Genomic DNA, 18,462 nt, shown 5'->3' on the forward strand with positions numbered 1-18,462 from the left:
TGCGGTGTTCACAAAACCCTGTGGGAGCTGGCTTGCCAGCGAAGGGGGCGCTACAGTTTTTCCAGGCACCCCGCCAGGCCGTTGCCCAGGTTCTCCAGCAGCCGCTCATACCCGTTGGCATCCGCCGCCATCGTCCCGCCCAGCGCATCCAGTTCGGCCAGCGTCACCGGCAACCCCGCCGTCAGTGTCTCGGCCAGGCGCGGGCGCAGTGGCGGCTCGCTGAACACACAAGTCTTGCCCACGTCCTGCAAGCGCTTGCGCATCGCCGCCACGTGCTGCGCACCCGGCTGAACCTCCGCCGCCACGCTGAACACGCCGGTGTGCTTGAGCCCATAGGCCGCCTCGAAGTAATCGAAGGCCTCATGGAAGACAAAGTACGGCTTGCCGGCAATGCCGTTCAGGCGCGCCTTGAGCCGCGCATCCAGCGCATCCAGACGCGCGTCGAACGCCTTGGCATTGGCCACGTAGCGCGCCTGGTTCTGCGGGTCGGCCGCGCTCAGGTCGGCGGCCATCTTCGCCGCGATCACCCGCGCATTCACCGATGACAGCCACAGGTGCGCATCCAGGCTGCCAGGGCGGTGGTCATGGTCATGCTCGTCTTCGCCTTCCTCGTGGGAATGGCTGTCCTCGCCAAAATGGCGCAGTTGCAGGCCGCTCAGGTCCTGCACCGCCACCGTCGGCTTGCTGCGGCCCTTGAGTACACGCGGCAGGAAGCCTTCCATGTCAGGGCCGATCCAGTACAGCAGGTCGACCTGGGCCACCTTGCGCACATCCGACGGGCGCAAGGCGTAATGGTGCGGCGAAGCACCCGGCGGCAGCAGCACATCCGGCGTACCCGCGCCGTCCTGCACCGCGGCGGCAATCAGTTGCAGCGGCTTGATGCTGGTCAGTACCCTGACCTCGGCGTGCGCCGGGGCCATGAGCAGGCTGCTGGTCACAAAAGCGACAAAAAGGGCAAAAAATCGAGACACGATGAGCACTCATTGGGGCAGGAACGGGTAACATAATAACGTCTCTCAACAGAACCGTCGCTGCCCATGCCCAATACCCCGCTGGCCAACCGTCCCCACGACCACTCCCACTGCGTGCACAGCGCGCTGGCCGAGGCCGATGCGCTGTGCGCGCGTCAGGGCCTGCGCCTGACCGCCTTGCGCCGCCGCGTGCTGGAACTGGTCTGGCAAAGCCACAAGCCGCTGGGTGCCTACGATATCCTCGCCGTGCTCAGCGAGCAGGACGGGCGCCGCGCCGCGCCGCCCACGGTGTACCGTGCGCTGGATTTCCTGCTGGAAAACAGCCTGGTGCATCGCATCGCGTCGCTCAACGCCTTCATGGGCTGCAGCCACCCCGAGCACGCGCACCAGGGCCAGTTCCTGATCTGCCGCGAATGCCACGTGGCCATCGAGCTGGAACAGACGTCCATCAGCGACGCCATCGTGGCCAGTGCCAACGACGTCGGCTTCAGTGTCGAGGCCCAGACCGTCGAAGTGGTCGGCCTGTGCGGCACCTGCCGGAGCGCCTGATGAGCACTGCGTTGATCCGGCTCGAGCAGGTGGGCGTGGCGTTCGGCGGCCAGGTGATCCTCGACAGCATCGACCTGGGCGTCGAACCCGGGCAGATCGTGACCCTGATCGGCCCCAACGGTGCCGGCAAGACCACCCTGGTGCGCGCCGTGCTCGGGCTGCTCAAACCCGGTACCGGCAGCGTCTGGCGCAAGCCGCGCCTGCGCATCGGCTACATGCCGCAGAAGCTGCAGGTGGACGCCACCTTGCCGCTGTCGGTGTTGCGCTTTTTGCGCCTGGTGCCGGGGGTGGACCGCAAGGCGGCGCTGGCGGCGCTCAACGAAGTGGGCGCCGAGCAGGTCATCGACAGCCCGATCCAGAGTATTTCCGGTGGCGAGATGCAGCGTGTGCTGCTGGCCCGTGCGCTGCTGCGCAAGCCTGAGCTGCTGGTGCTCGACGAGCCGGTGCAGGGCGTCGACGTGGCCGGCCAGGCCGAGCTCTACAGCCTGATCACACGCCTGCGCGACCGGCATGGCTGCGGCGTGCTGATGGTGTCCCACGACCTGCACCTGGTGATGAGCACCACCGACCAGGTGGTGTGCCTGAACCGCCATGTATGCTGCTCGGGCCACCCGGAACAGGTCAGCGGCGACCCGGCCTTCGTCGAACTGTTCGGCAACAACGCGCCAAGCCTGGCGATCTATCACCACCATCACGACCACGCCCACGACCTGCACGGGTCGGTGGTCGCCCCGGCCGCTGGCGGCCACGTACACGGAGACCACTGCAAGCATGGCTGATTTTCTGTTGTATGCCCTGCTTGCAGGCCTGGCCCTGGCGCTGGTGGCGGGCCCCCTGGGGTCGTTCGTGGTGTGGCGGCGCATGGCCTATTTCGGCGATACGCTGTCGCACGCCGCGCTGCTGGGCGTGGCCCTTGGCTTCGTGCTGGACGTCAGCCCGACGCTGGCGGTGACGGTCGGCTGCCTGCTGCTGGCGCTGCTGCTGGTGACGTTGCAGCAACGCCAGCCACTGGCCTCCGACACCCTGCTGGGGATCCTCGCGCCAAGCACGCTGTCACTGGGCCTGGTGGTGCTGAGCTTCATGCACGACGTCCGCATCGACCTGATGGCCTATCTGTTCGGCGACCTGCTGGCGATCAGCCCCACCGACCTTGCCTGGATCCTGGGCGGCAGCGCGGCGGTGCTGGTGCTGATCGTCGCGCTGTGGCGCCCGCTGCTGGCGGTGACCGTGCACGAGGAACTGGCGCGGGTCGAAGGCCTGCCGGTGGCGGCGCTGCGCCTGGCGCTGATGCTGCTGATCGCGGTGGTGATCGCGGTGGCGATGAAGATCGTCGGCGTGCTGCTGATCACCTCGCTGCTGATCATCCCGGCCGCGGCCGCCCAGCGCCATGCCCGCTCACCCGAGCAGATGGCGCTGGGTGCCAGCCTGCTGGGGGTGGTGGCGGTGTGCGGCGGGCTGGCGCTGTCGTGGTTCAAGGACACGCCGGCCGGCCCGTCCATCGTGGTCTGCGCGGCGGTGCTATTCTTGCTGAGCCTGGCACTGCCGCGGCGCTGAACCGCGTCGTCGCAGGGCAGGGCGCAGCCATCGCGGTTGCGCCCTGCGACATTTTAATCGCGGCTGCACCCCGAAGAATTATTTTCGAGCCCGTGCGCTGGGTGTAGACTTGCTCGCTTTTTGCGCAAATAGAGAGTCGCAGGAATGAAGCCGTTCGCCTCCCGTTATCTGCTCCTTGCCGCGTTTTCCGTGCTGCTGGCCGCGTGTTCCAGCGCTTCGGTGGACACGGCTACCGTACCGGCACAGCCTGATGCCTGGCAGCAGCTGGAACAGAACATCGCCAGCAGCGAGCTGGCCACCGCCGAAGACCAACTGGCCGCCTTGCAGGCCCAGTCGCCCGACGACGCCCGCCTTGAGCCGATGCAACGCCAGTTGGCCGAAGCCTACCTGCAGCGCAGCCAGATCGTCCTGCAAAAGGGTGATGTGAATGCGGCGGCCACGGCGTTGAGCCGGGCGCGGGCCTTGATGCCCAAGGCGCCAGCGCTGACCGGTGGAGTCAATGGGGCCATCACCCAGGCACGCAAGGCCGAGCTGGACAAGGCTGAAGCGGCGTTGAAGGCCGCCGAAGCCAGGCCGAAGGCCAGGCTCATCGACCCGACCGCGCCGAGCACCGTGGTGGCGTTGAAAATCACGCACATGGCTGATCTGCGTCGGCAACTGGATGACATCGCCGCCGATGTGGTGAATTACCAGTGTGATGTGGTGTTCCAGGTGCCGCGTCGCGATGATGCGCCCTGGCTGGAGACCTTGCTGGCCAAGCGGGTCAGCAAGCGCGATGCAAATTTCGACGTGCAGCAGCGTCACGAGATTCATCGCAATCAGCCGGCGCAAGTGGTACTGACACCACGCCGCGTCGAGTAATCGGCGCTGCGCCCTTCGCTGGCAAGCCAGCTCCCACAGGGTTTTGCGGCGTTCGCCTAACCTGTGGGAGCTGGCTTGCCAGCGAAGAGGCCAACACTGATTAGGCCGCAATGGCCTTGGCAGCCGCCTCCCGCGCCCACACCCGGTGCTTGGCGATTGCCGCGATCAACGCGCTATGGGCTTTCTGATCACTGCCCACCGGCATGCCCTCATCCACCTTCAGCCGCAGCGTATCCAGCAACGCCTTGCCATCGCTGTCGGCCCCCAGCGGCTTGAGGTGCTTGTACGCCTCCAGCACAAAGTGCAACGCCACCCCGTCACCGCTCAATGCCTGCACACTGGCCTTGCCACCCGCGATCCACGCCGCGTCGAACATCACCGACGGCATGCCTTCCATCGAGGCATCCACCGCCAGCGGCTTGCCAGCCGCCGTCTTCACCGGTGCCGAGGTCGGTCCCAGCAACACCGCCTGCGCGCTTTCTGCCTCCAGCGCCTTGACCAGCGCATCCACCTGCACCGCATCCACGCCATCGGCCACCAGAATCGCTACCTTGCGCCCCTTGATGCCTTCACCCAGCAGGTTCATCTGGCTGAGGGCAGGGGATTGCTTGAGCGATTGCGCCTTCACGTCCACCGTGCCTTTCTTCGGCGCCGCCAGCCCCAGGTTCTGTGCCACGCGGGCCGCCAGCTTGAGGTCGATATTGGCAAGGATCTCGTTCACCTCGCGCTCACGAATGTACGCACGCTCGACCTTGCCCAGCTCGAAACTGTAGGCACTGATGATGTGCTCCTGCTCGGTGGGGCTCATGCTCTGGAAGAACAGCCGCGCCTGCGAGAAATGATCGCCGAACGAGGGGCTGCGCTGGCGCACCTTGTGCGCCTCGATACGCTCGGGATAGCTCTCGAAGCCGCCATCCTGCGCCGCCGGCGGCGTCTCCTTCGGCCAGCCACCATCGATGGAATTGGGCTCGTAGGCTGCGCGGCCCTTGTCCAGCGTGGTGCGATGCTGGGCATCGCGCTGGCCGTTGTGGTTCGGCGCCACCGGCCGATTGATCGGGATTTCGTGGAAGTTCGGCCCACCCAGGCGGCTGATCTGTGTATCGGTGTAGGAGAACAGCCGGCCCTGCAGCAGCGGGTCATTGGAAAAATCGATGCCGGGCACGATATGCCCCGGGCAGAACGCGACCTGCTCGGTCTCGGCAAAGAAGTTGTCCGGGTTGCGGTTGAGCACCATCTTGCCCAGCGGCGTCACCGGCACCAGCTCCTCGGGGATGATCTTGGTGGGGTCGAGCAGGTCGAAATCGAACGTATGCTCGTCGGCTTCGGGCACGATCTGCACGCCGAACTCCCACTCGGGGTAGTTGCCGGTCTCGATCGCTTCCCACAGGTCACGACGATGGTAATCGGTGTCCTTGCCGGCCAGCTTCTGTGCCTCGTCCCATAGCAGCGAATGCACGCCCTGCTTGGGTTTCCAGTGGAACTTGACGAAGCTGGCCACGCCTTCGGCGTTGATCAGGCGGAAGGTGTGCACGCCAAAGCCCTGCATGGTGCGCAGGCTTTTAGGGATGGCGCGGTCGGACATGGCCCAGATCACCATGTGTGCCGACTCCGGCACCAATGAGACGAAGTCCCAGAACGTGTCGTGGGCCGAGCCACCGGTCGGGATTTCGTTGTGCGGCTCGGGCTTGACCGCATGCACGAAGTCCGGAAACTTGATCGCGTCCTGGATGAAGAATACCGGCATGTTGTTGCCAACAAGGTCGAAATTACCCTCATCGGTGTAGAACTTGACAGCAAAGCCGCGCACATCGCGCACCGTGTCACCCGAGCCCCGTGGGCCTTGCACGGTGGAGAAGCGCACGAACACCGGGGTGATCTTCTCGGGGTCCTGCAGAAACCCGGCCTTGGTCAGCGCGGCATGCGATTCATAGGCCTGAAAGTAACCGTGGGCGGCCGTGCCGCGCGCATGCACGATGCGCTCGGGGATGCGTTCATGGTCAAAATGCGTGATCTTCTCGCGCATGATGAAGTCTTCGAGCAGCGACGGGCCACGATCACCGGCCTTCAGAGCGTTCTGGTTGTCCGCAACCTTGACCCCTTGATTGGTGCGCAGTGCCTGGCCTGTGGCATCACTGCGAAAGGCTTCCAGGCTCTGCAGCTTGGCATTGGTGTTGGCCTTGTCGGGGGTCTGGGTACCGGCGAGCTGACTTTCCTGGGGTGCGTTCTTCTTGCTGGGCATGGGTCTGCAACTCCTCATCATCGTACGCGGGGGCCCTGAATAGGGCTCTTTAGGTAGTGACTGGTGGCGGTGCCCAGCGTTCCTTCCAAGTAACCATGGCGCCGACCACTGATCGCGTTATTCCCGTAACGTTGGTAACTGGCGAAATAAATGCTAAGAACCTCTATACGAACAGGCTAAAATGCGCGTCCGGCTAACCGCTGACCCTATTTCATGCGCCCCACAAGGTTCGCTACGTGATCGAGTTTCAACATGTCCATAAAACCTACCGCGTCGCCGGTAGGGATATCCCCGCCCTGCACCCGACCAGCCTGCGCGTCGAAGACGGCCAGGTGTTCGGCCTGATCGGCCATTCCGGTGCCGGCAAAAGTACCCTGCTGCGCCTGATCAACCGCCTGGAAGCCCCCAGCGGCGGCAAGATCATCGTCGACGGCGAAGACGTCACGGCATTCAACGCCAACGACCTGCGCCGCTTCCGCCAGCAGGTCGGGATGATCTTCCAGCACTTCAACCTGCTGGCCTCCAAGACCGTGGCCGACAACGTGGCCCTGCCCCTGACCCTGGCCGGGCGAATGTCACGCGGCGAAATCGACACGCGGGTCAACGAGCTGCTGGCCCGAGTCGGCCTGTCCGAGCACGCCAGAAAGTACCCGGCGCAGTTGTCCGGTGGGCAGAAGCAGCGCGTGGGCATCGCCCGCGCCCTGGCCACCCAGCCCAAGATCCTGCTGTGCGACGAGGCCACCAGCGCCCTCGACCCGCAGACCACCGCCTCGGTGCTGCAACTGCTGGCCGAGATCAACCGCGAGCTGAAACTGACCATCGTGCTGATTACCCACGAGATGGACGTGATCCGCCGTGTGTGCGACCAGGTGGCCGTAATGGATGCCGGGCAGATCGTCGAACAGGGCCCGGTGGCGCAGGTGTTCCTGCACCCCAGGCACCCGACCACCAAGCGTTTCGTGCAGGAAGACGAGCAGATCGACGAAAGCGAGCAGCGCGACGATTTCGCCCACGTACCGGGGCGCATCGTGCGCCTGACCTTCCAGGGTGATGCCACCTACGCACCGCTTCTGGGTACCGTGGCCCGTGAAACCGGGGTGGACTACAGCATCCTGGCCGGGCGCATCGACCGCATCAAGGACACCCCCTACGGTCAACTGACCCTGGCCATCACCGGTGGCGACATCGAGGCGGCGTTTGCCCGCTTCATTGCCGCGGATGTTCATATGGAGGTACTGCGCTGATGGACGCCCTGAGTTTCTTTGCCAACATCGACTGGGCCGAAATCTGGCTGGCCACCCTCGATACCATGATCATGCTGTTCGGCTCGCTGTTTTTCACCGTGCTGCTGGGCCTGCCGCTGGGCGTACTGCTGTTCCTGTGCGGGCCGCGCCAGCTGTTCGAAGAAAAACGCGTGTACGCGCTGCTGTCGCTGGTGGTCAACGTGCTGCGCTCGCTGCCGTTCATCATCCTGCTGATCGTGATGATCCCGTTCACGGTACTCATCACCGGCACCTCGCTGGGTGTGGCCGGTGCGATCCCGCCGCTGGTGGTGGGCGCCACGCCGTTCTTCGCGCGCCTGGTGGAGACCGCCTTGCGCGAAGTCGACCGCGGCATCATCGAGGCGACCCAGTCGATGGGCGCGACCACGCGCCAGATCATCATGAACGCCCTGCTGCCTGAAGCACGCCCGGGCATCTTTGCCGCCATCACTGTCACCGCCATCACCCTGGTGTCGTACACCGCGATGGCCGGTGTGGTCGGCGCAGGCGGCCTGGGCGACCTGGCCATCCGCTTCGGCTACCAGCGTTTCCAGACCGACGTGATGGTGGTTACCGTGATCATGCTGCTGGTGCTGGTTCAAGTGCTGCAGAGTGTCGGCGACAAACTGGTTGTGCATTTTTCCCGTAAGTAACCCCAAAGGGTCGGCACTGCCGACGCACCGGGGGCCGGAACGGCCCTCACAAGGAGTGATTTGATGAAAAGACTGCTTGCTGCTGTTGCCGCCGTTGCGGCGTTCTCGGCCCACGCCGAGACCCTGACCGTTGCCGCCACCCCGGTACCGCACGCCGAGATCCTCGAGTTCGTCAAACCGGCGCTGGCCAAGGAAGGCGTGGAGCTGAAGGTGAAAGTGTTCACCGACTACGTGCAACCCAACGTGCAGGTGGCCGAGAAACGCCTGGACGCCAACTTCTTCCAGCACCAGCCGTACCTGGACGAGTTCAACAAGGCCAAGGGTACGCACCTGGTCAGCGTTGCCGGTGTTCACCTGGAGCCGCTGGGCGCCTACTCCAACAAGTTCAAGCAGCTTGAAGAGCTGCCATCGGGCGCCACCGTGGTCATCCCCAACGACGCCACCAACGGCGGCCGTGCCTTGCTGCTGCTGGACAAGGCCGGCGTGATCAAGCTCAAGGACAACACCAACATCCTGTCGACCGTCAAGGACGTCACCGGCAACGACAAGGGCCTGAAATTCCGCGAGCTGGAAGCCGCCACCATCCCGCGCGTGCTGACCCAGGTCGACCTGGCGCTGATCAACACCAACTATGCGCTGGAAGCCAAGCTCAACCCCGAGAAGGACGCCCTGGTCATCGAAGGCAGCGACTCGCCTTACGTGAACATCCTGGTGACCCGTGAGGACAACAAGGATTCGGACGCGGTGAAGAAGCTGGTGGCAGCCCTGCACACGCCTGAGGTGAAGCAGTTCATCGAAGAGAAGTACAAGGGCGCGGTCAAGCCGGCGTTCTGATACACCGCATCGCCCCCTTCGCTGGCAAGCCAGCGCCCACAGGTAACCCACTGCCCTCAAGATCAGTGGTGTTCCTGTGGGAGCTGGCTTGCCAGCGAAGCTTTCAGTCGCGTTTCACCAGCCCCGGCAACTGCGCCAACAGCTTCTGGTTGTTGAACGGCGCCCGAATGAACCCGCGCTGGGTGCCGTCCGGCCCGAGCAGCGCCAGGTTGCCACTGTGATCGACCGTGTAGTTCGGCTTGCTGGTATCGGCCGGAATGAACGGGATGCTCACCGCATTGGCCAGCTTCTGTGTCGCCTCAAGCGACCCCGTCACACCGCGAAAGTCCTTGTCGAAGTACCCCAGGTAGGTTTTCAACTGCGCCGGCGTGTCCCGGTTCGGGTCGACACTGACCAGCACCACCTGCAAGCGCTCCACGGCCTCCTTGGGCAGCTCGCTCTTGACCTGTCGCAACTGCGCCAGCGTGGTCGGGCAGATGTCCGGGCAGAAGGTGTAGCCGAAGAACAGCAGCGACCACTTGCCCTTCAACTGATCCAGCACCACCGGCTGGCCATTCTCGTCGGTCATTTCCAGCGCCGGCACGTTACGGCTTTGCGGCAGCAGGATGATCCCGGCATCGATCAGTGCAGTGGGGTCGCCCTGGCTGCGGTTGCTCAGCACCTTGTTGAGGGTAAGCCCGAGAATCAGCGCGACCAGGGCGACGAGGATGAAGACGGTTTTCTGGGTTCGAGTCATAAGTTCAACAGTAGGTAGTGGTCAACAAGCAGCGCGATGAACAGCAGGAACAAGTACGCGATAGAGTACTTGAAGGTGCCGATGGCCGCGTGCGGCCGACTGCCACGGTACAACACCCAGGCCCACTGCAGGAAGCGCGCGCCCAGCAGCAGTGCACACCCCAGATACAGCGGCCCGCTCATGTGAATGGCGTACGGCAGCAGGCTGACCGCCAGCAGCACGCAGGTGTACAGCAGGATATGCACCTTGGTGTAGTGCTCGCCATGGGTCACCGGCAGCATCGGGATATCGGCCTTGGCGTACTCCTGCTTGCGGTGGATCGCCAACGCCCAGAAGTGTGGCGGGGTCCAGGCGAAGATGATCAGCACCAGCAGCAGCGGTTCGGCGCTGACATGCCCGGTGATCGCCACCCAGCCCAGCAACGGTGGCGCCGCACCGGCCAGCCCGCCGATCACGATGTTCTGCGGCGTGGCCCGCTTGAGAAACCCGGTGTAGAGCACCGCATAGCCCAACAGCGAGGCCAGCGTGAGCCAGGCGGTGAGGGCATTGGTGAAGCTCAGCAACAGCACCATCCCCAGCACCGCCAGCAGCAACGCGAAGGCCAGTGCCGCCAGCGGCCCGACCCGGCCCTCGGCCAGCGGCCGCTTGTGGGTGCGCGCCATCAGCGCATCGATGCGCCGGTCGACCACATGGTTGACCGCCGCCGCCGCGCCGGCACACAGGCCGATACCCAGGTTGCCGAACACCAGCACCGTCCACGGCACACCGGCACGGGTGGCGAGGAACATACCGACCAGCGAGGTAATCAGCATCAACACCACCACCTTGGGCTTGGTCAGCTCCAGGTAGTCGCGCCACAGCGCCGGGTGCCGGGCGGGGTTCAGAAGCGTTGCCATGGATTCTCTCCGAGATAATGCACCACACCCACCGGGCGCAGCGGCGTCAGGCGCCAGCCCTGGCTGACCCGACGGGCCTTGGGTTGGGTGGCCAGGCGGGTTCGATAGTTGACCAGCACCAGCGTCAGCAACAGCGCCGCACCGCCCGCGTTGTGCGCCACCGCTACCGCCAATGGCAGCCCGAACGCCACGTTGCTGATACCCAGCCCGACCTGCACCGCCAGTGCCAGCAGCACCAGCCTGGCCAGGCGCCGCAGGCCGATGCGGTGCAGTTGCCAGGCCAGCACCAGCAGCACGCCGGTGACCAGCAGCGCGCCCAGGCGATGGGTGATATGGATGGCCGTGCGCGCGTCGCTGTCCAGTTGCCCGCCCAGGTAGTTGGGGCCAATGTGCTGGGTAAGGTGGAAACCGTTGGCGAAGTCGGCGTCAGGCCACCACTGGCCGTGACAGGTCGGCAGATCGACACAGGCCACCGCCGCATAGTTGGCGCTGACCCAGCCGCCCAGCGCCACCTGCCCGATCACCAGCAGCAACGCCACCGCCGCCAGCCGCCGCAGCCGTTGTGGCAGGCCCGGCAACGGCATGAAGGCCCGCGACAGGCGCAGGCTCAGCAGCAACAGCAGGCTCAAGGTGGCGAAGCCGCCCAGCAGGTGCGCCGTGACCACCTGCGGCCACAGCTTGAGGGTGACCGTCCACATGCCGAAGGCTGCCTGGAAGAACACCACCGCCAGCAGCACCAGCGGCAGGCGGTAGGGTTGGCCATTGTGGCCATGCCGGTGCAGCGCCTGCACGGCCAGCAGGGCGATCACCAGCGCCAGCACGCCGGCAAAATAGCGGTGCACCATCTCGTTGCGGCCCTTGTGCGCCTCGACCGGCGTGTCGGGGTAATGCCGTTCGGCATGCGCCAGCTGCGCCTCGGTTTTCGGCACGCTGATGAAGCCGTAGCAACCCGGCCAGTCCGGGCAGCCCAGGCCGGCGTGGGTCAGGCGGGTGTAGGCACCGAGCAGTACCACCATCATGGCGAGAAAGGTGGCGAACACGGCGAGGCGGTATCCGGGTCTGGCCATGGCACATGCCTCCTAGCCGATGTTGGACAGCTTGAGCAGGTGGCGCAGGTCGTTGAGCAGGTCCTTGCCCTTGACCCGTGCGTCGTAGCGCAGTACCAGGTTGCCGTGCGGGTCGACGATCCACAGCTGCGCGTCCTTGAGGTTGGGGCTGGCCTTGGCGTACTGCGACCGTTCCAGCGCATAGCGCTGCAGTTGTGGGTACTCGCGATCCAGCTTGGCCTGGAACGCGGCGCTCACCGGCTGCGGCGCTGCCAACGCATGGCTGGCGCGACTGGCATCGCGGCCCAGGCCGATCTGTACCTGGCGCGCCAGGTACACCAGTTGCTGGCAGTCGACCCCACAGTCGCCGGGCGTGCTCACCAGCAGTTGCCAGCGCGGCTCGTGCGCGGCCACCCCAAGCTCGGCGCGGCCCTGACCGTTGCCGATCAGTTCGCCGTGATAGCTGCGGCTGTCGGGTACCCAGAACTGCAACTTGTACATGCCGGTGGCGAGCATCATCGGCCCGATCACCACCAGCAGGATCAGGATCAGCTGCAGCCGTCCGCGCCAGCGGTTAGGCGCTGCCTCAGACGTGCTGGGTGGATGCATGACGGCTCCCATGGTGGTTCTCCTTGTTGTGATGCCAACCGAAATAGAGGTAGAGCGCGAACAGGGCCGCCGCCAGTGCAAACCACTGCACGGCATAGCCCAGGTGTTTTTCCGGGCCCATGGCAACCACCGGCCAGTCCAGCCGGTAGCTGGCCGGGCCGGGCTCCAGGCGCAGTTCGTGGGCAAAGCCGTCACGCCCAAGCAACGTCCACAGCGGCGCCGCATCGACAGCCGTCAGCAGGCGCGGCCAGCTGCCGCCCTGGGGGTCGGCGTGCAGCTGGAAGGTAGTGCCTGGCGCCACATAGACCCAGGCCTGCAGGCTCAGGGCGGTTTCGGGTGTGGTGAACTGCACCGGCACGCGCCGGTCCGGCCACGCCAGCCAGCCACGATTGACCAGCAGCCACAGGCCGCTGGCCTGGTCATGGAAGGGTTGCAGCAGCTCGACGCCGGGCTGGCCGTCACGCAGGCGGTTGTCCAGCAACAGGCTGTGGCTGCGGTCGAAACGCCCGTGCACCTGCACCCGGCGATAGCCGGGATCGGGTGTATGCAGCAGTTGCTCGCTGGCCAGCGGTTCGGCCACCCGCCGTTCGGCATAGGCACTGAGCAGCGCGCGCTTTTCCGCCGCGCGGCCCAGTTGCCAGCAACCCAGCGCAATCAGCCCCGGCAGCAGCAGAAACACCACCAGGGTCGGCACCAGGCCCGGACGAAAAGGCCTCAACGGGCCCCCGATACATCGGTCGCTATACTTGTTGCAGTCATCGCATCCCCCGGAGTACCGCCATGCTCAAAGCCGCGATTGTCCTGATGCTGCTGGCGACTGTGATCAGCCTGTTCAGCGGCCTGTTCTTTCTGGTCAAGGACGCTGACAGCTCGACCCGCCTGCTCACCGCGCTCAAGGTGCGGGTCAGCCTGGCCGCGATTACCCTGGCCCTGGTGACCTGGGGTTTCTACAGCGGCCAGCTGGTCTCCCACGCGCCGTTCTAGGCGCGCCTACAGCACGTATACAAAGATGAACAGGCCGACCCACACCACGTCGACGAAGTGCCAGTACCAGCTGGCCGCCTCGAAACCGAAGTGCTTGTCGGCATTGAAGTGCCCGCGCAGGATGCGCATCAGCATCACGAACAGGATCAGCGTGCCCATGGTCACGTGGGCACCGTGGAACCCCGTGAGCATGAAGAACGTCGCGCCATAGATGCCCGAGTTCAGGGTCAGGCCCAGCTCGGTATAGGCCTCGTGGTACTCGTAGGCCTGCAGGATGAGGAACGCCACACCCAGCACGATGGTCAGCGCCAGCCAGAACTTCAGCGGGCCGCGGTGATCCTTGCGCAACGCATGGTGGGCAATGGTGATGGTGACGCTGGAGCTGACCAGCAGAATGGTGTTGATCAGCGGCAGGTGCCACGGGTCGATGACGCCGTGCGGCGGCGGGAACAGCTTGGGGTCGGGGGTGTGCAGCAGCGGCCAGGCGAACTGGAAGTTGGGCCACAGCATGTGCGCCACGCCCTTGGCGCCTTCACCGCCCAGCGCCGGGCCGGCCAGGTTGCGCACGTAGAACAGCGCGCCGAAGAACGCGACGAAGAACATCACTTCGGAAAAGATGAACCACGACATGCCCCAGCGGAACGAGCGGTCCAGCTGCGGGCTGTAGAGCCCGGCACGGCTTTCCTTGATCACCGCGCCGAACCAGCCGAACAGCATGTAGGCCAGGCACAGTGCGCCGACGAAGAAGATCAGCGGACCATGCGAGTCGGGGTGACCGGCCTTCATGTCGTTGAACCAGATGCCCAGGCCGACCACCGTGATCAACATGCCCAGGGTGGCGATGATCGGCCACTTGCTTTGCGCCGGTACATAGTAGTGCTGATGAGCAGCCATGGATCGTTCTCCTTATCGGGCGCTCTGTACGGACTGGCTGGCCACCTGGGCCACCGGCGGTTGGCGAGCGGTGATATCGAACAGCGTGTAGGCAAGCGTCAGGTGTTTCACGTCCTTGGGCAGGTCGCGGTCGACGATGAAACGCACCGGCATTTCGATGCGTTCGCCCGGTTGCAGCACCTGCTGGCTGAAGCAGAAACATTCGGTCTTGTGAAAGTACGCCGCTGCCTCGGCCGGGCTGATGCTCGGGATCGCCTGGGCGGTCATCGGCTTGTCGGTGGGGTTGCGCGCCACGAACACCATCTGGTTCACCGCCCCGGGGTTGACGTCGAGCTGATCGGCAGTGGAATAGAAGTCCCAGACCATGTCGCGCGCGTTGGTCGACATGAACTGCACCTTCACCGAGCGCGTCGGGTCGCTGACCTGGCTGCCGGCGTACTGGCCACCGGTCTTGCCGTTGATACCGAACGCCTTGCACATCACGTCGTAGATCGGCACCAGGGCAAAGCCGAAGGCGAACATCACCACGGTCAGCATGACCAGGCGCGTGACCAGGCGCTTCAACGACGTCCCTTCACTCATGGCCTGGCCCTCATTTCACGTCTGGTGGGGTCTGGAAGGTGTGGTAGGGCGCGGGCGAGGGCACCGACCACTCCAGCCCTTCGGCGCCGTCCCAGGGTTTGGCCGGGGCAGGCGTGCCGCCGCGAATGCACTTGATGACGATGAACAGGAAGAAGATCTGCGTGACGCCAAAGGTGAACGCACCGATCGAGGACACCATGTTGAAGTCGGCGAACTGCAGGTTGTAGTCCGGCACCCGCCGCGGCATGCCGGCCAGGCCCACGAAGTGCATCGGGAAGAAGGCCATGTTCATGCCGATGAACGACAGCCAGAAGTGCAGCTTGCCCAGGGTTTCGTCGTACATGTGCCCGGTCCACTTGGGCAACCAGTAATAGGCCGAGGCGAAGATGCCGAAAATCGCCCCCGGTACCAGCACGTAGTGGAAGTGCGCCACCACGAAATAGGTGTCGTGGTACTGGAAGTCGGCCGGCGCGATGGCCAGCATCAGCCCCGAGAAACCGCCGATGGTGAACAGGATGACGAAGGCGATGGCGAACAGCATCGGCGTCTCGAAGGTCAGCGAACCTTCCCACATGGTGCTGACCCAGTTGAACACCTTCACCCCGGTAGGCACCGCGATCAGCATGGTGGCGTACATGAAGAACAGCTCGCCCACCACCGGAATACCCACCACGAACATGTGGTGCGCCCACACGATGAACGACAGGAACGCGATCGCCCCGGTGGCGTACACCATCGAGGTGTAGCCGAACAGCGGCTTGCGCGAAAACGCCGGGATGATCGAGCTGACCGCGCCGAATGCCGGCAGGATCATGATGTACACCTCGGGGTGGCCGAAGAACCAGAACACGTGCTGGAACAGGACCGGGTCGCCGCCGCCGGCAGCGCTGAAGAAGCTGGTGCCGAAATGGATATCCATCAGCATCATGGTCACCACGCCGGCCAGTACCGGCATCACCGCGATCAGCAGGAAGGCGGTGATCAGCCAGGTCCAGACGAACAGCGGCATTTTCATCAGGGTCATGCCCGGGGCACGCAGGTTGAGAATGGTGGCGATCACGTTGATCGCGCCCATGATCGAGCTGACGCCCATCAGGTGGATGGCGAAGATGAAGAACGTCACGCTCGCCGGCGCATAGGTGGTCGACAGCGGGGCGTAGAAGGTCCAGCCGAAGTTGGGCCCGCCACCGGCACTGAACAGCGTCGAGATCAGCAGCAGGAACGCCGCCGGCAGCAGCCAGAAGCTGAAGTTGTTCATGCGTGGCAGCGCCATGTCGGGCGCGCCGATCATCAGCGGGATCATCCAGTTGGCCAGGCCGACGAACGCCGGCATGACCGCACCGAACACCATGATCAGGCCGTGCATGGTGGTCATCTGGTTGAAGAATGCCGGCTCCACGATCTGCAGGCCGGGCTGGAACAGCTCGGCGCGGATGACCATGGCGAACGAGCCACCGAGCAGGAACATGGCGAAGCTGAACCACAGGTACATCGTGCCGATGTCCTTGTGGTTGGTGGTCAGCACCCAGCGCATCAGGCCCTTGGCCGGACCGTGGGCGTGGTCATGATCGGCATGGCCGTGGTCGTCGATGACTGTACTCATGTCCTGTCTCCCCGGTTCATTGGCCGTCGGCCTGTTTGAGCGCCAGCACATCCTTGGGCGTGACCATGTCACCCTTGTTGTTGCCCCAGGCGTTGCGCTCGTAGGTGACCACGGCGGCGATATCCACTTCCGAGAGTTGCTTGCCGAACGCCGCCATGGCCGTACCGGCCTTGCCGTGGAAGACGATGTTCAGGTGATCCTGGACGGGTCCGGTGGCGATCTTCGAACCCTTGAGGGCGGGGAACATGGGCGGCAGGCCCTGGCCTTCGGCCTGGTGACAGGCCACGCAGGCGGTGTGGTAGACCTTGTCGCCACGCTCGACCAGCTCCTGCAGCGTCCATTGCTTGCTGGTCAGTTCCTTGAGCTTGGCCGCGTCGGCCTTGCGCTCGGCGAGCCAGGAGTCGTAGTCGGCCTTGCTCTTGACCTCGACCACCACCGGCATGAAGCCATGGTCCTTGCCGCACAGCTCGGTGCACTGGCCGCGGTAGATGCCGGGCTTCTCGACGCGGGTCCAGGCCTCGTTGACGAACCCGGGGATGGCGTCACGCTTGACCGCGAACGCCGGCACCCACCAGGAGTGGATCACGTCGGCGGCCGTCACCAGAAAGCGCACCTTGGCCCCCACCGGAATCACCAGCGGCTGGTCGACTTCGAGCAGGTAATGCTCGTCCTTGGGGGCCTTGTTGTGGATCTGCTCGGCGGGAGTGGCCAGGTTGCTGAAGAACTCGACGTCCTCGCCCAGGTATTTGTAGTGCCACTTCCACTGGTAGCCAGTGACCTGGATATCGAGGTCCGACTCGCTGGCATCGTAGATATCGACCAGCGTCTTGGTCGCGGGGATGGCCATGGCCACCAGGATCAGGAACGGCACCACCGTCCACATGATCTCGACCCAGGTGTGCTCGTGAAAGTGCGCAGGCTGCTGGCCGGTGGAGCGCCGGTGAACCATCATCGACCAGAACATCGCGCCGAACACCACGATGCCGATCACCACGCAGATCCAGAAGATGGTCATGTGCAGGTCGAACACGGCGTTGCTGACTTCAGTCGCCCCCGGCGCCATGTTCACGGTCCAGGCAGCCTCGGCCTGCGTGAACAGCGACCACAACAGCAGGCCCATCCAGGCGTGTGGATGTCGCATCATTGCGGGTTCCCCTTATCGTTCTTGTTATCCCGGAGGCGTGGACCTACGGCTAAGGGTACGGCGTCAAGACTGCGAACTTCGACGACGAGCCCCTGCTGGACAGCAGGCGGGCCTCATCAGCCAATCACTTTCAAAGCGGAGTATAGACAGCGGCATTGACCGCGCAACGCGAGGGGGTAAAGATTTGACCAGACGATTGATGGCACTTTGATATAACCAAGGTGCGACATAAACGCACACTGTTTATGACAAATCCGTCTTAGCTCTTTACAGAACCGAGCTACCTTATGTCATCCGTGTGTTTTCCCTCGTCCTTGGAGTTTTCATGAACATCGCCGCTGTACGCGATCAGATTGCCCGTGCCCATCACCATGAAGCCGAAACCGGCCAGCTAAAACAGCAACTTGCCTTGCAACTGCCGCATCTGCACCCCTCTATCCAACTGCCTGAAACCGATGCCCAGGAAGGGCTGGCGCGTTTCGTGGCGGCGTATATCGACCAGGTACCCGAGCTTCTGGAGGCGGCCAATGAGGTCGCACGTGAAGCGGGTATCGAGTCGCAGATCAAGCCGGTGCTGAAAATCGCCGAGCAGTATTTCCTGCAGCCGCCAGAGGTCATGAACGGCCATGTCGGCCTGGACTGTCTGCTGGATGAAGCCTACCTGGCGCATCGCCTGGTGGAAGAAGTGAATGACCTGTACATCAAGCATTTCAACCAGCCGCTGATCCCGCTGGATACCACGGTGGCCAACGTGATCGCGCACCAGTTGATCGGTGAAACCTTTGCCAACCAGCTGGATGAAGTGGTGCACCACTCGGTGGACGAGATGCTCAATGACCAGAGCTTTGCCCTGGAATCGGTGGAGGCGTATCGCGAGAAGCTGAGCAGCCCGGAAACGGGCGCTGCATGGAAGCGCTGGCCGTGCCTGTCGCGCCAGCTGGGGGTTGGGCTGGAGCTGGACCAGTCGGCCTGATCCCGTAGCGCTGCCATCGCGGGCCAAGCCCGCTCCCACAGGTAACCGTATGCCTTGTGGGAGCGGGCTTGA

20 protein-coding genes are annotated in these 18,462 nt (G+C 64.3%); 9 read left to right on the top strand and 11 right to left on the bottom strand.

Features of this window, described 5'->3' with window-relative positions:
- Positions 1 to 50 precede the first annotated feature (50 nt).
- Positions 51 to 971, bottom strand: coding sequence for a zinc ABC transporter substrate-binding protein (locus tag KUO17_RS14080; RefSeq protein WP_217976158.1), 921 nt, complete (start codon positions 969 to 971; stop codon positions 51 to 53).
- 66 nt (positions 972 to 1,037) lie between these two features.
- Here KUO17_RS14080 and zur point away from each other — a divergent pair, with 66 nt between their 5' ends.
- The 4 genes from zur (at position 1,038) to KUO17_RS14100 (ending at position 3,935) form a co-directional block, all read left to right on the top strand.
- Positions 1,038 to 1,520 (top strand): zinc uptake transcriptional repressor Zur, encoded by a 483-nt coding sequence (zur, locus tag KUO17_RS14085; RefSeq protein ID WP_163945938.1) that lies wholly within the window; start codon positions 1,038 to 1,040, stop codon positions 1,518 to 1,520.
- Positions 1,520 to 2,299: a zinc ABC transporter ATP-binding protein ZnuC gene (gene znuC, locus KUO17_RS14090; RefSeq protein ID WP_217976159.1), complete on the top strand. Its 780-nt coding sequence runs from the start codon at positions 1,520 to 1,522 to the stop codon at positions 2,297 to 2,299. Before zur ends, znuC begins: the two co-directional genes overlap by 1 nt.
- Positions 2,292 to 3,074: a zinc ABC transporter permease subunit ZnuB gene (gene znuB, locus KUO17_RS14095; RefSeq protein WP_217976160.1), complete on the top strand. Its 783-nt coding sequence runs from the start codon at positions 2,292 to 2,294 to the stop codon at positions 3,072 to 3,074. Before znuC ends, znuB begins: the two co-directional genes overlap by 8 nt.
- Positions 3,075 to 3,218: 144 nt before the next feature.
- Complete coding sequence (locus KUO17_RS14100) at positions 3,219 to 3,935, top strand: PA5502 family lipoprotein (protein WP_217976161.1); 717 nt, start codon at positions 3,219 to 3,221, stop codon at positions 3,933 to 3,935.
- Positions 3,936 to 4,035: 100 nt separating this feature from the next.
- Here the strand turns inward: KUO17_RS14100 and katE are convergent, their stop codons facing one another.
- The gene (gene katE / locus KUO17_RS14105; protein ID WP_217976162.1) at positions 4,036 to 6,174 is read right to left on the bottom strand and encodes a catalase HPII; all 2,139 of its coding nucleotides are present in this window, start codon (positions 6,172 to 6,174) and stop codon (positions 4,036 to 4,038) included.
- Positions 6,175 to 6,410: 236 nt separating this feature from the next.
- On the opposite strand from katE, the gene KUO17_RS14110 reads away from it, so the two are divergent.
- From KUO17_RS14110 to KUO17_RS14120, 3 genes are all read left to right on the top strand, one after another.
- Entirely contained in the window at positions 6,411 to 7,418 is a 1,008-nt protein-coding gene (locus KUO17_RS14110) for a methionine ABC transporter ATP-binding protein (RefSeq protein ID WP_217976163.1), read from the top strand.
- Positions 7,418 to 8,089, top strand: coding sequence for a methionine ABC transporter permease (locus tag KUO17_RS14115; protein ID WP_217976164.1), 672 nt, complete (start codon positions 7,418 to 7,420; stop codon positions 8,087 to 8,089). Before KUO17_RS14110 ends, KUO17_RS14115 begins: the two co-directional genes overlap by 1 nt.
- A 63-nt stretch (positions 8,090 to 8,152) precedes the next feature.
- Positions 8,153 to 8,923, top strand: a complete 771-nt coding sequence (locus tag KUO17_RS14120) for a MetQ/NlpA family ABC transporter substrate-binding protein (protein WP_217976165.1) — start codon at positions 8,153 to 8,155, stop codon at positions 8,921 to 8,923.
- 103 nt (positions 8,924 to 9,026) lie between these two features.
- Here the strand turns inward: KUO17_RS14120 and KUO17_RS14125 are convergent, their stop codons facing one another.
- Genes KUO17_RS14125 through KUO17_RS14145 form a run of 5 tightly spaced genes read right to left on the bottom strand, consistent with a single transcriptional unit; the run spans position 9,027 to position 12,928 of the window.
- Positions 9,027 to 9,659 carry an SCO family protein gene (locus KUO17_RS14125; protein ID WP_217976166.1) on the bottom strand — a complete coding sequence of 211 codons (633 nt, stop codon included), beginning with the start codon at positions 9,657 to 9,659 and terminating at the stop codon, positions 9,027 to 9,029.
- Positions 9,656 to 10,555, bottom strand: coding sequence for a heme o synthase (cyoE, locus tag KUO17_RS14130; RefSeq protein WP_217976167.1), 900 nt, complete (start codon positions 10,553 to 10,555; stop codon positions 9,656 to 9,658). Before cyoE ends, KUO17_RS14125 begins: the two co-directional genes overlap by 4 nt.
- Positions 10,540 to 11,622, bottom strand: coding sequence for a COX15/CtaA family protein (locus KUO17_RS14135; RefSeq protein WP_217976168.1), 1,083 nt, complete (start codon positions 11,620 to 11,622; stop codon positions 10,540 to 10,542). The genes cyoE and KUO17_RS14135 overlap by 16 nt, the downstream gene beginning before the upstream one ends.
- Before the next feature lie 12 nt (positions 11,623 to 11,634).
- Complete coding sequence (locus KUO17_RS14140) at positions 11,635 to 12,222, bottom strand: hypothetical protein (RefSeq protein WP_217976169.1); 588 nt, start codon at positions 12,220 to 12,222, stop codon at positions 11,635 to 11,637.
- Entirely contained in the window at positions 12,188 to 12,928 is a 741-nt protein-coding gene (locus KUO17_RS14145; RefSeq protein WP_217976170.1) for an SURF1 family protein, read from the bottom strand. Before KUO17_RS14145 ends, KUO17_RS14140 begins: the two co-directional genes overlap by 35 nt.
- A gap of 62 nt (positions 12,929 to 12,990) precedes the next feature.
- Here KUO17_RS14145 and KUO17_RS14150 point away from each other — a divergent pair, with 62 nt between their 5' ends.
- Positions 12,991 to 13,194, top strand: a complete 204-nt coding sequence (locus KUO17_RS14150) for a twin transmembrane helix small protein (RefSeq protein ID WP_217976171.1) — start codon at positions 12,991 to 12,993, stop codon at positions 13,192 to 13,194.
- Positions 13,195 to 13,200: 6 nt separating this feature from the next.
- Here the strand turns inward: KUO17_RS14150 and KUO17_RS14155 are convergent, their stop codons facing one another.
- From KUO17_RS14155 to coxB, 4 genes are read right to left on the bottom strand one after another with little or no spacing between them, the layout of a single operon-like run.
- Positions 13,201 to 14,088 carry a cytochrome c oxidase subunit 3 gene (locus tag KUO17_RS14155; protein WP_217976172.1) on the bottom strand — a complete coding sequence of 296 codons (888 nt, stop codon included), beginning with the start codon at positions 14,086 to 14,088 and terminating at the stop codon, positions 13,201 to 13,203.
- Positions 14,089 to 14,100: 12 nt separating this feature from the next.
- Positions 14,101 to 14,670: a cytochrome c oxidase assembly protein gene (locus KUO17_RS14160; protein WP_217976173.1), complete on the bottom strand. Its 570-nt coding sequence runs from the start codon at positions 14,668 to 14,670 to the stop codon at positions 14,101 to 14,103.
- Positions 14,671 to 14,680: 10 nt separating this feature from the next.
- Positions 14,681 to 16,273: a cytochrome c oxidase subunit I gene (gene ctaD / locus KUO17_RS14165; RefSeq protein WP_217976174.1), complete on the bottom strand. Its 1,593-nt coding sequence runs from the start codon at positions 16,271 to 16,273 to the stop codon at positions 14,681 to 14,683.
- A 16-nt stretch (positions 16,274 to 16,289) separates the two neighbouring features.
- Positions 16,290 to 17,417, bottom strand: a complete 1,128-nt coding sequence (gene coxB, locus KUO17_RS14170; RefSeq protein ID WP_217976175.1) for a cytochrome c oxidase subunit II — start codon at positions 17,415 to 17,417, stop codon at positions 16,290 to 16,292.
- 325 nt (positions 17,418 to 17,742) lie between these two features.
- On the opposite strand from coxB, the gene KUO17_RS14175 reads away from it, so the two are divergent.
- Positions 17,743 to 18,390: a hypothetical protein gene (locus KUO17_RS14175; RefSeq protein WP_217976176.1), complete on the top strand. Its 648-nt coding sequence runs from the start codon at positions 17,743 to 17,745 to the stop codon at positions 18,388 to 18,390.
- The last annotated feature ends 72 nt before the right edge of the window (positions 18,391 to 18,462 follow it).

The sequence above is a fragment of the Pseudomonas aegrilactucae genome (assembly GCF_019168305.1).
GTDB classification, from domain to species: domain Bacteria; phylum Pseudomonadota; class Gammaproteobacteria; order Pseudomonadales; family Pseudomonadaceae; genus Aquipseudomonas; species Aquipseudomonas aegrilactucae.

Excerpts from the sequence above, each read along its gene's own strand:
- KUO17_RS14135 (WP_217976168.1), bottom strand. The coding sequence starts at position 11,622 with ATGGCCAGACCCGGATACCGCCTCGCCGTGTTCGCCACCTTTCTCGCC.
- znuC (WP_217976159.1), top strand. The coding sequence starts at position 1,520 with ATGAGCACTGCGTTGATCCGGCTCGAGCAGGTGGGCGTGGCGTTCGGC.
- KUO17_RS14140 (WP_217976169.1), bottom strand. The coding sequence starts at position 12,222 with ATGGGAGCCGTCATGCATCCACCCAGCACGTCTGAGGCAGCGCCTAAC.
- KUO17_RS14100 (WP_217976161.1), top strand. The coding sequence starts at position 3,219 with ATGAAGCCGTTCGCCTCCCGTTATCTGCTCCTTGCCGCGTTTTCCGTG.
- KUO17_RS14125 (WP_217976166.1), bottom strand. The coding sequence starts at position 9,659 with ATGACTCGAACCCAGAAAACCGTCTTCATCCTCGTCGCCCTGGTCGCG.
- coxB (WP_217976175.1), bottom strand. The coding sequence starts at position 17,417 with ATGATGCGACATCCACACGCCTGGATGGGCCTGCTGTTGTGGTCGCTG.
- KUO17_RS14150 (WP_217976171.1), top strand. The coding sequence starts at position 12,991 with ATGCTCAAAGCCGCGATTGTCCTGATGCTGCTGGCGACTGTGATCAGC.
- ctaD (WP_217976174.1), bottom strand. The coding sequence starts at position 16,273 with ATGAGTACAGTCATCGACGACCACGGCCATGCCGATCATGACCACGCC.
- KUO17_RS14175 (WP_217976176.1), top strand. The coding sequence starts at position 17,743 with ATGAACATCGCCGCTGTACGCGATCAGATTGCCCGTGCCCATCACCAT.
- KUO17_RS14155 (WP_217976172.1), bottom strand. The coding sequence starts at position 14,088 with ATGGCTGCTCATCAGCACTACTATGTACCGGCGCAAAGCAAGTGGCCG.
- KUO17_RS14120 (WP_217976165.1), top strand. The coding sequence starts at position 8,153 with ATGAAAAGACTGCTTGCTGCTGTTGCCGCCGTTGCGGCGTTCTCGGCC.
- zur (WP_163945938.1), top strand. The coding sequence starts at position 1,038 with ATGCCCAATACCCCGCTGGCCAACCGTCCCCACGACCACTCCCACTGC.
- znuB (WP_217976160.1), top strand. The coding sequence starts at position 2,292 with ATGGCTGATTTTCTGTTGTATGCCCTGCTTGCAGGCCTGGCCCTGGCG.
- cyoE (WP_217976167.1), bottom strand. The coding sequence starts at position 10,555 with ATGGCAACGCTTCTGAACCCCGCCCGGCACCCGGCGCTGTGGCGCGAC.
- KUO17_RS14115 (WP_217976164.1), top strand. The coding sequence starts at position 7,418 with ATGGACGCCCTGAGTTTCTTTGCCAACATCGACTGGGCCGAAATCTGG.
- katE (WP_217976162.1), bottom strand. The coding sequence starts at position 6,174 with ATGCCCAGCAAGAAGAACGCACCCCAGGAAAGTCAGCTCGCCGGTACC.
- KUO17_RS14160 (WP_217976173.1), bottom strand. The coding sequence starts at position 14,670 with ATGAGTGAAGGGACGTCGTTGAAGCGCCTGGTCACGCGCCTGGTCATG.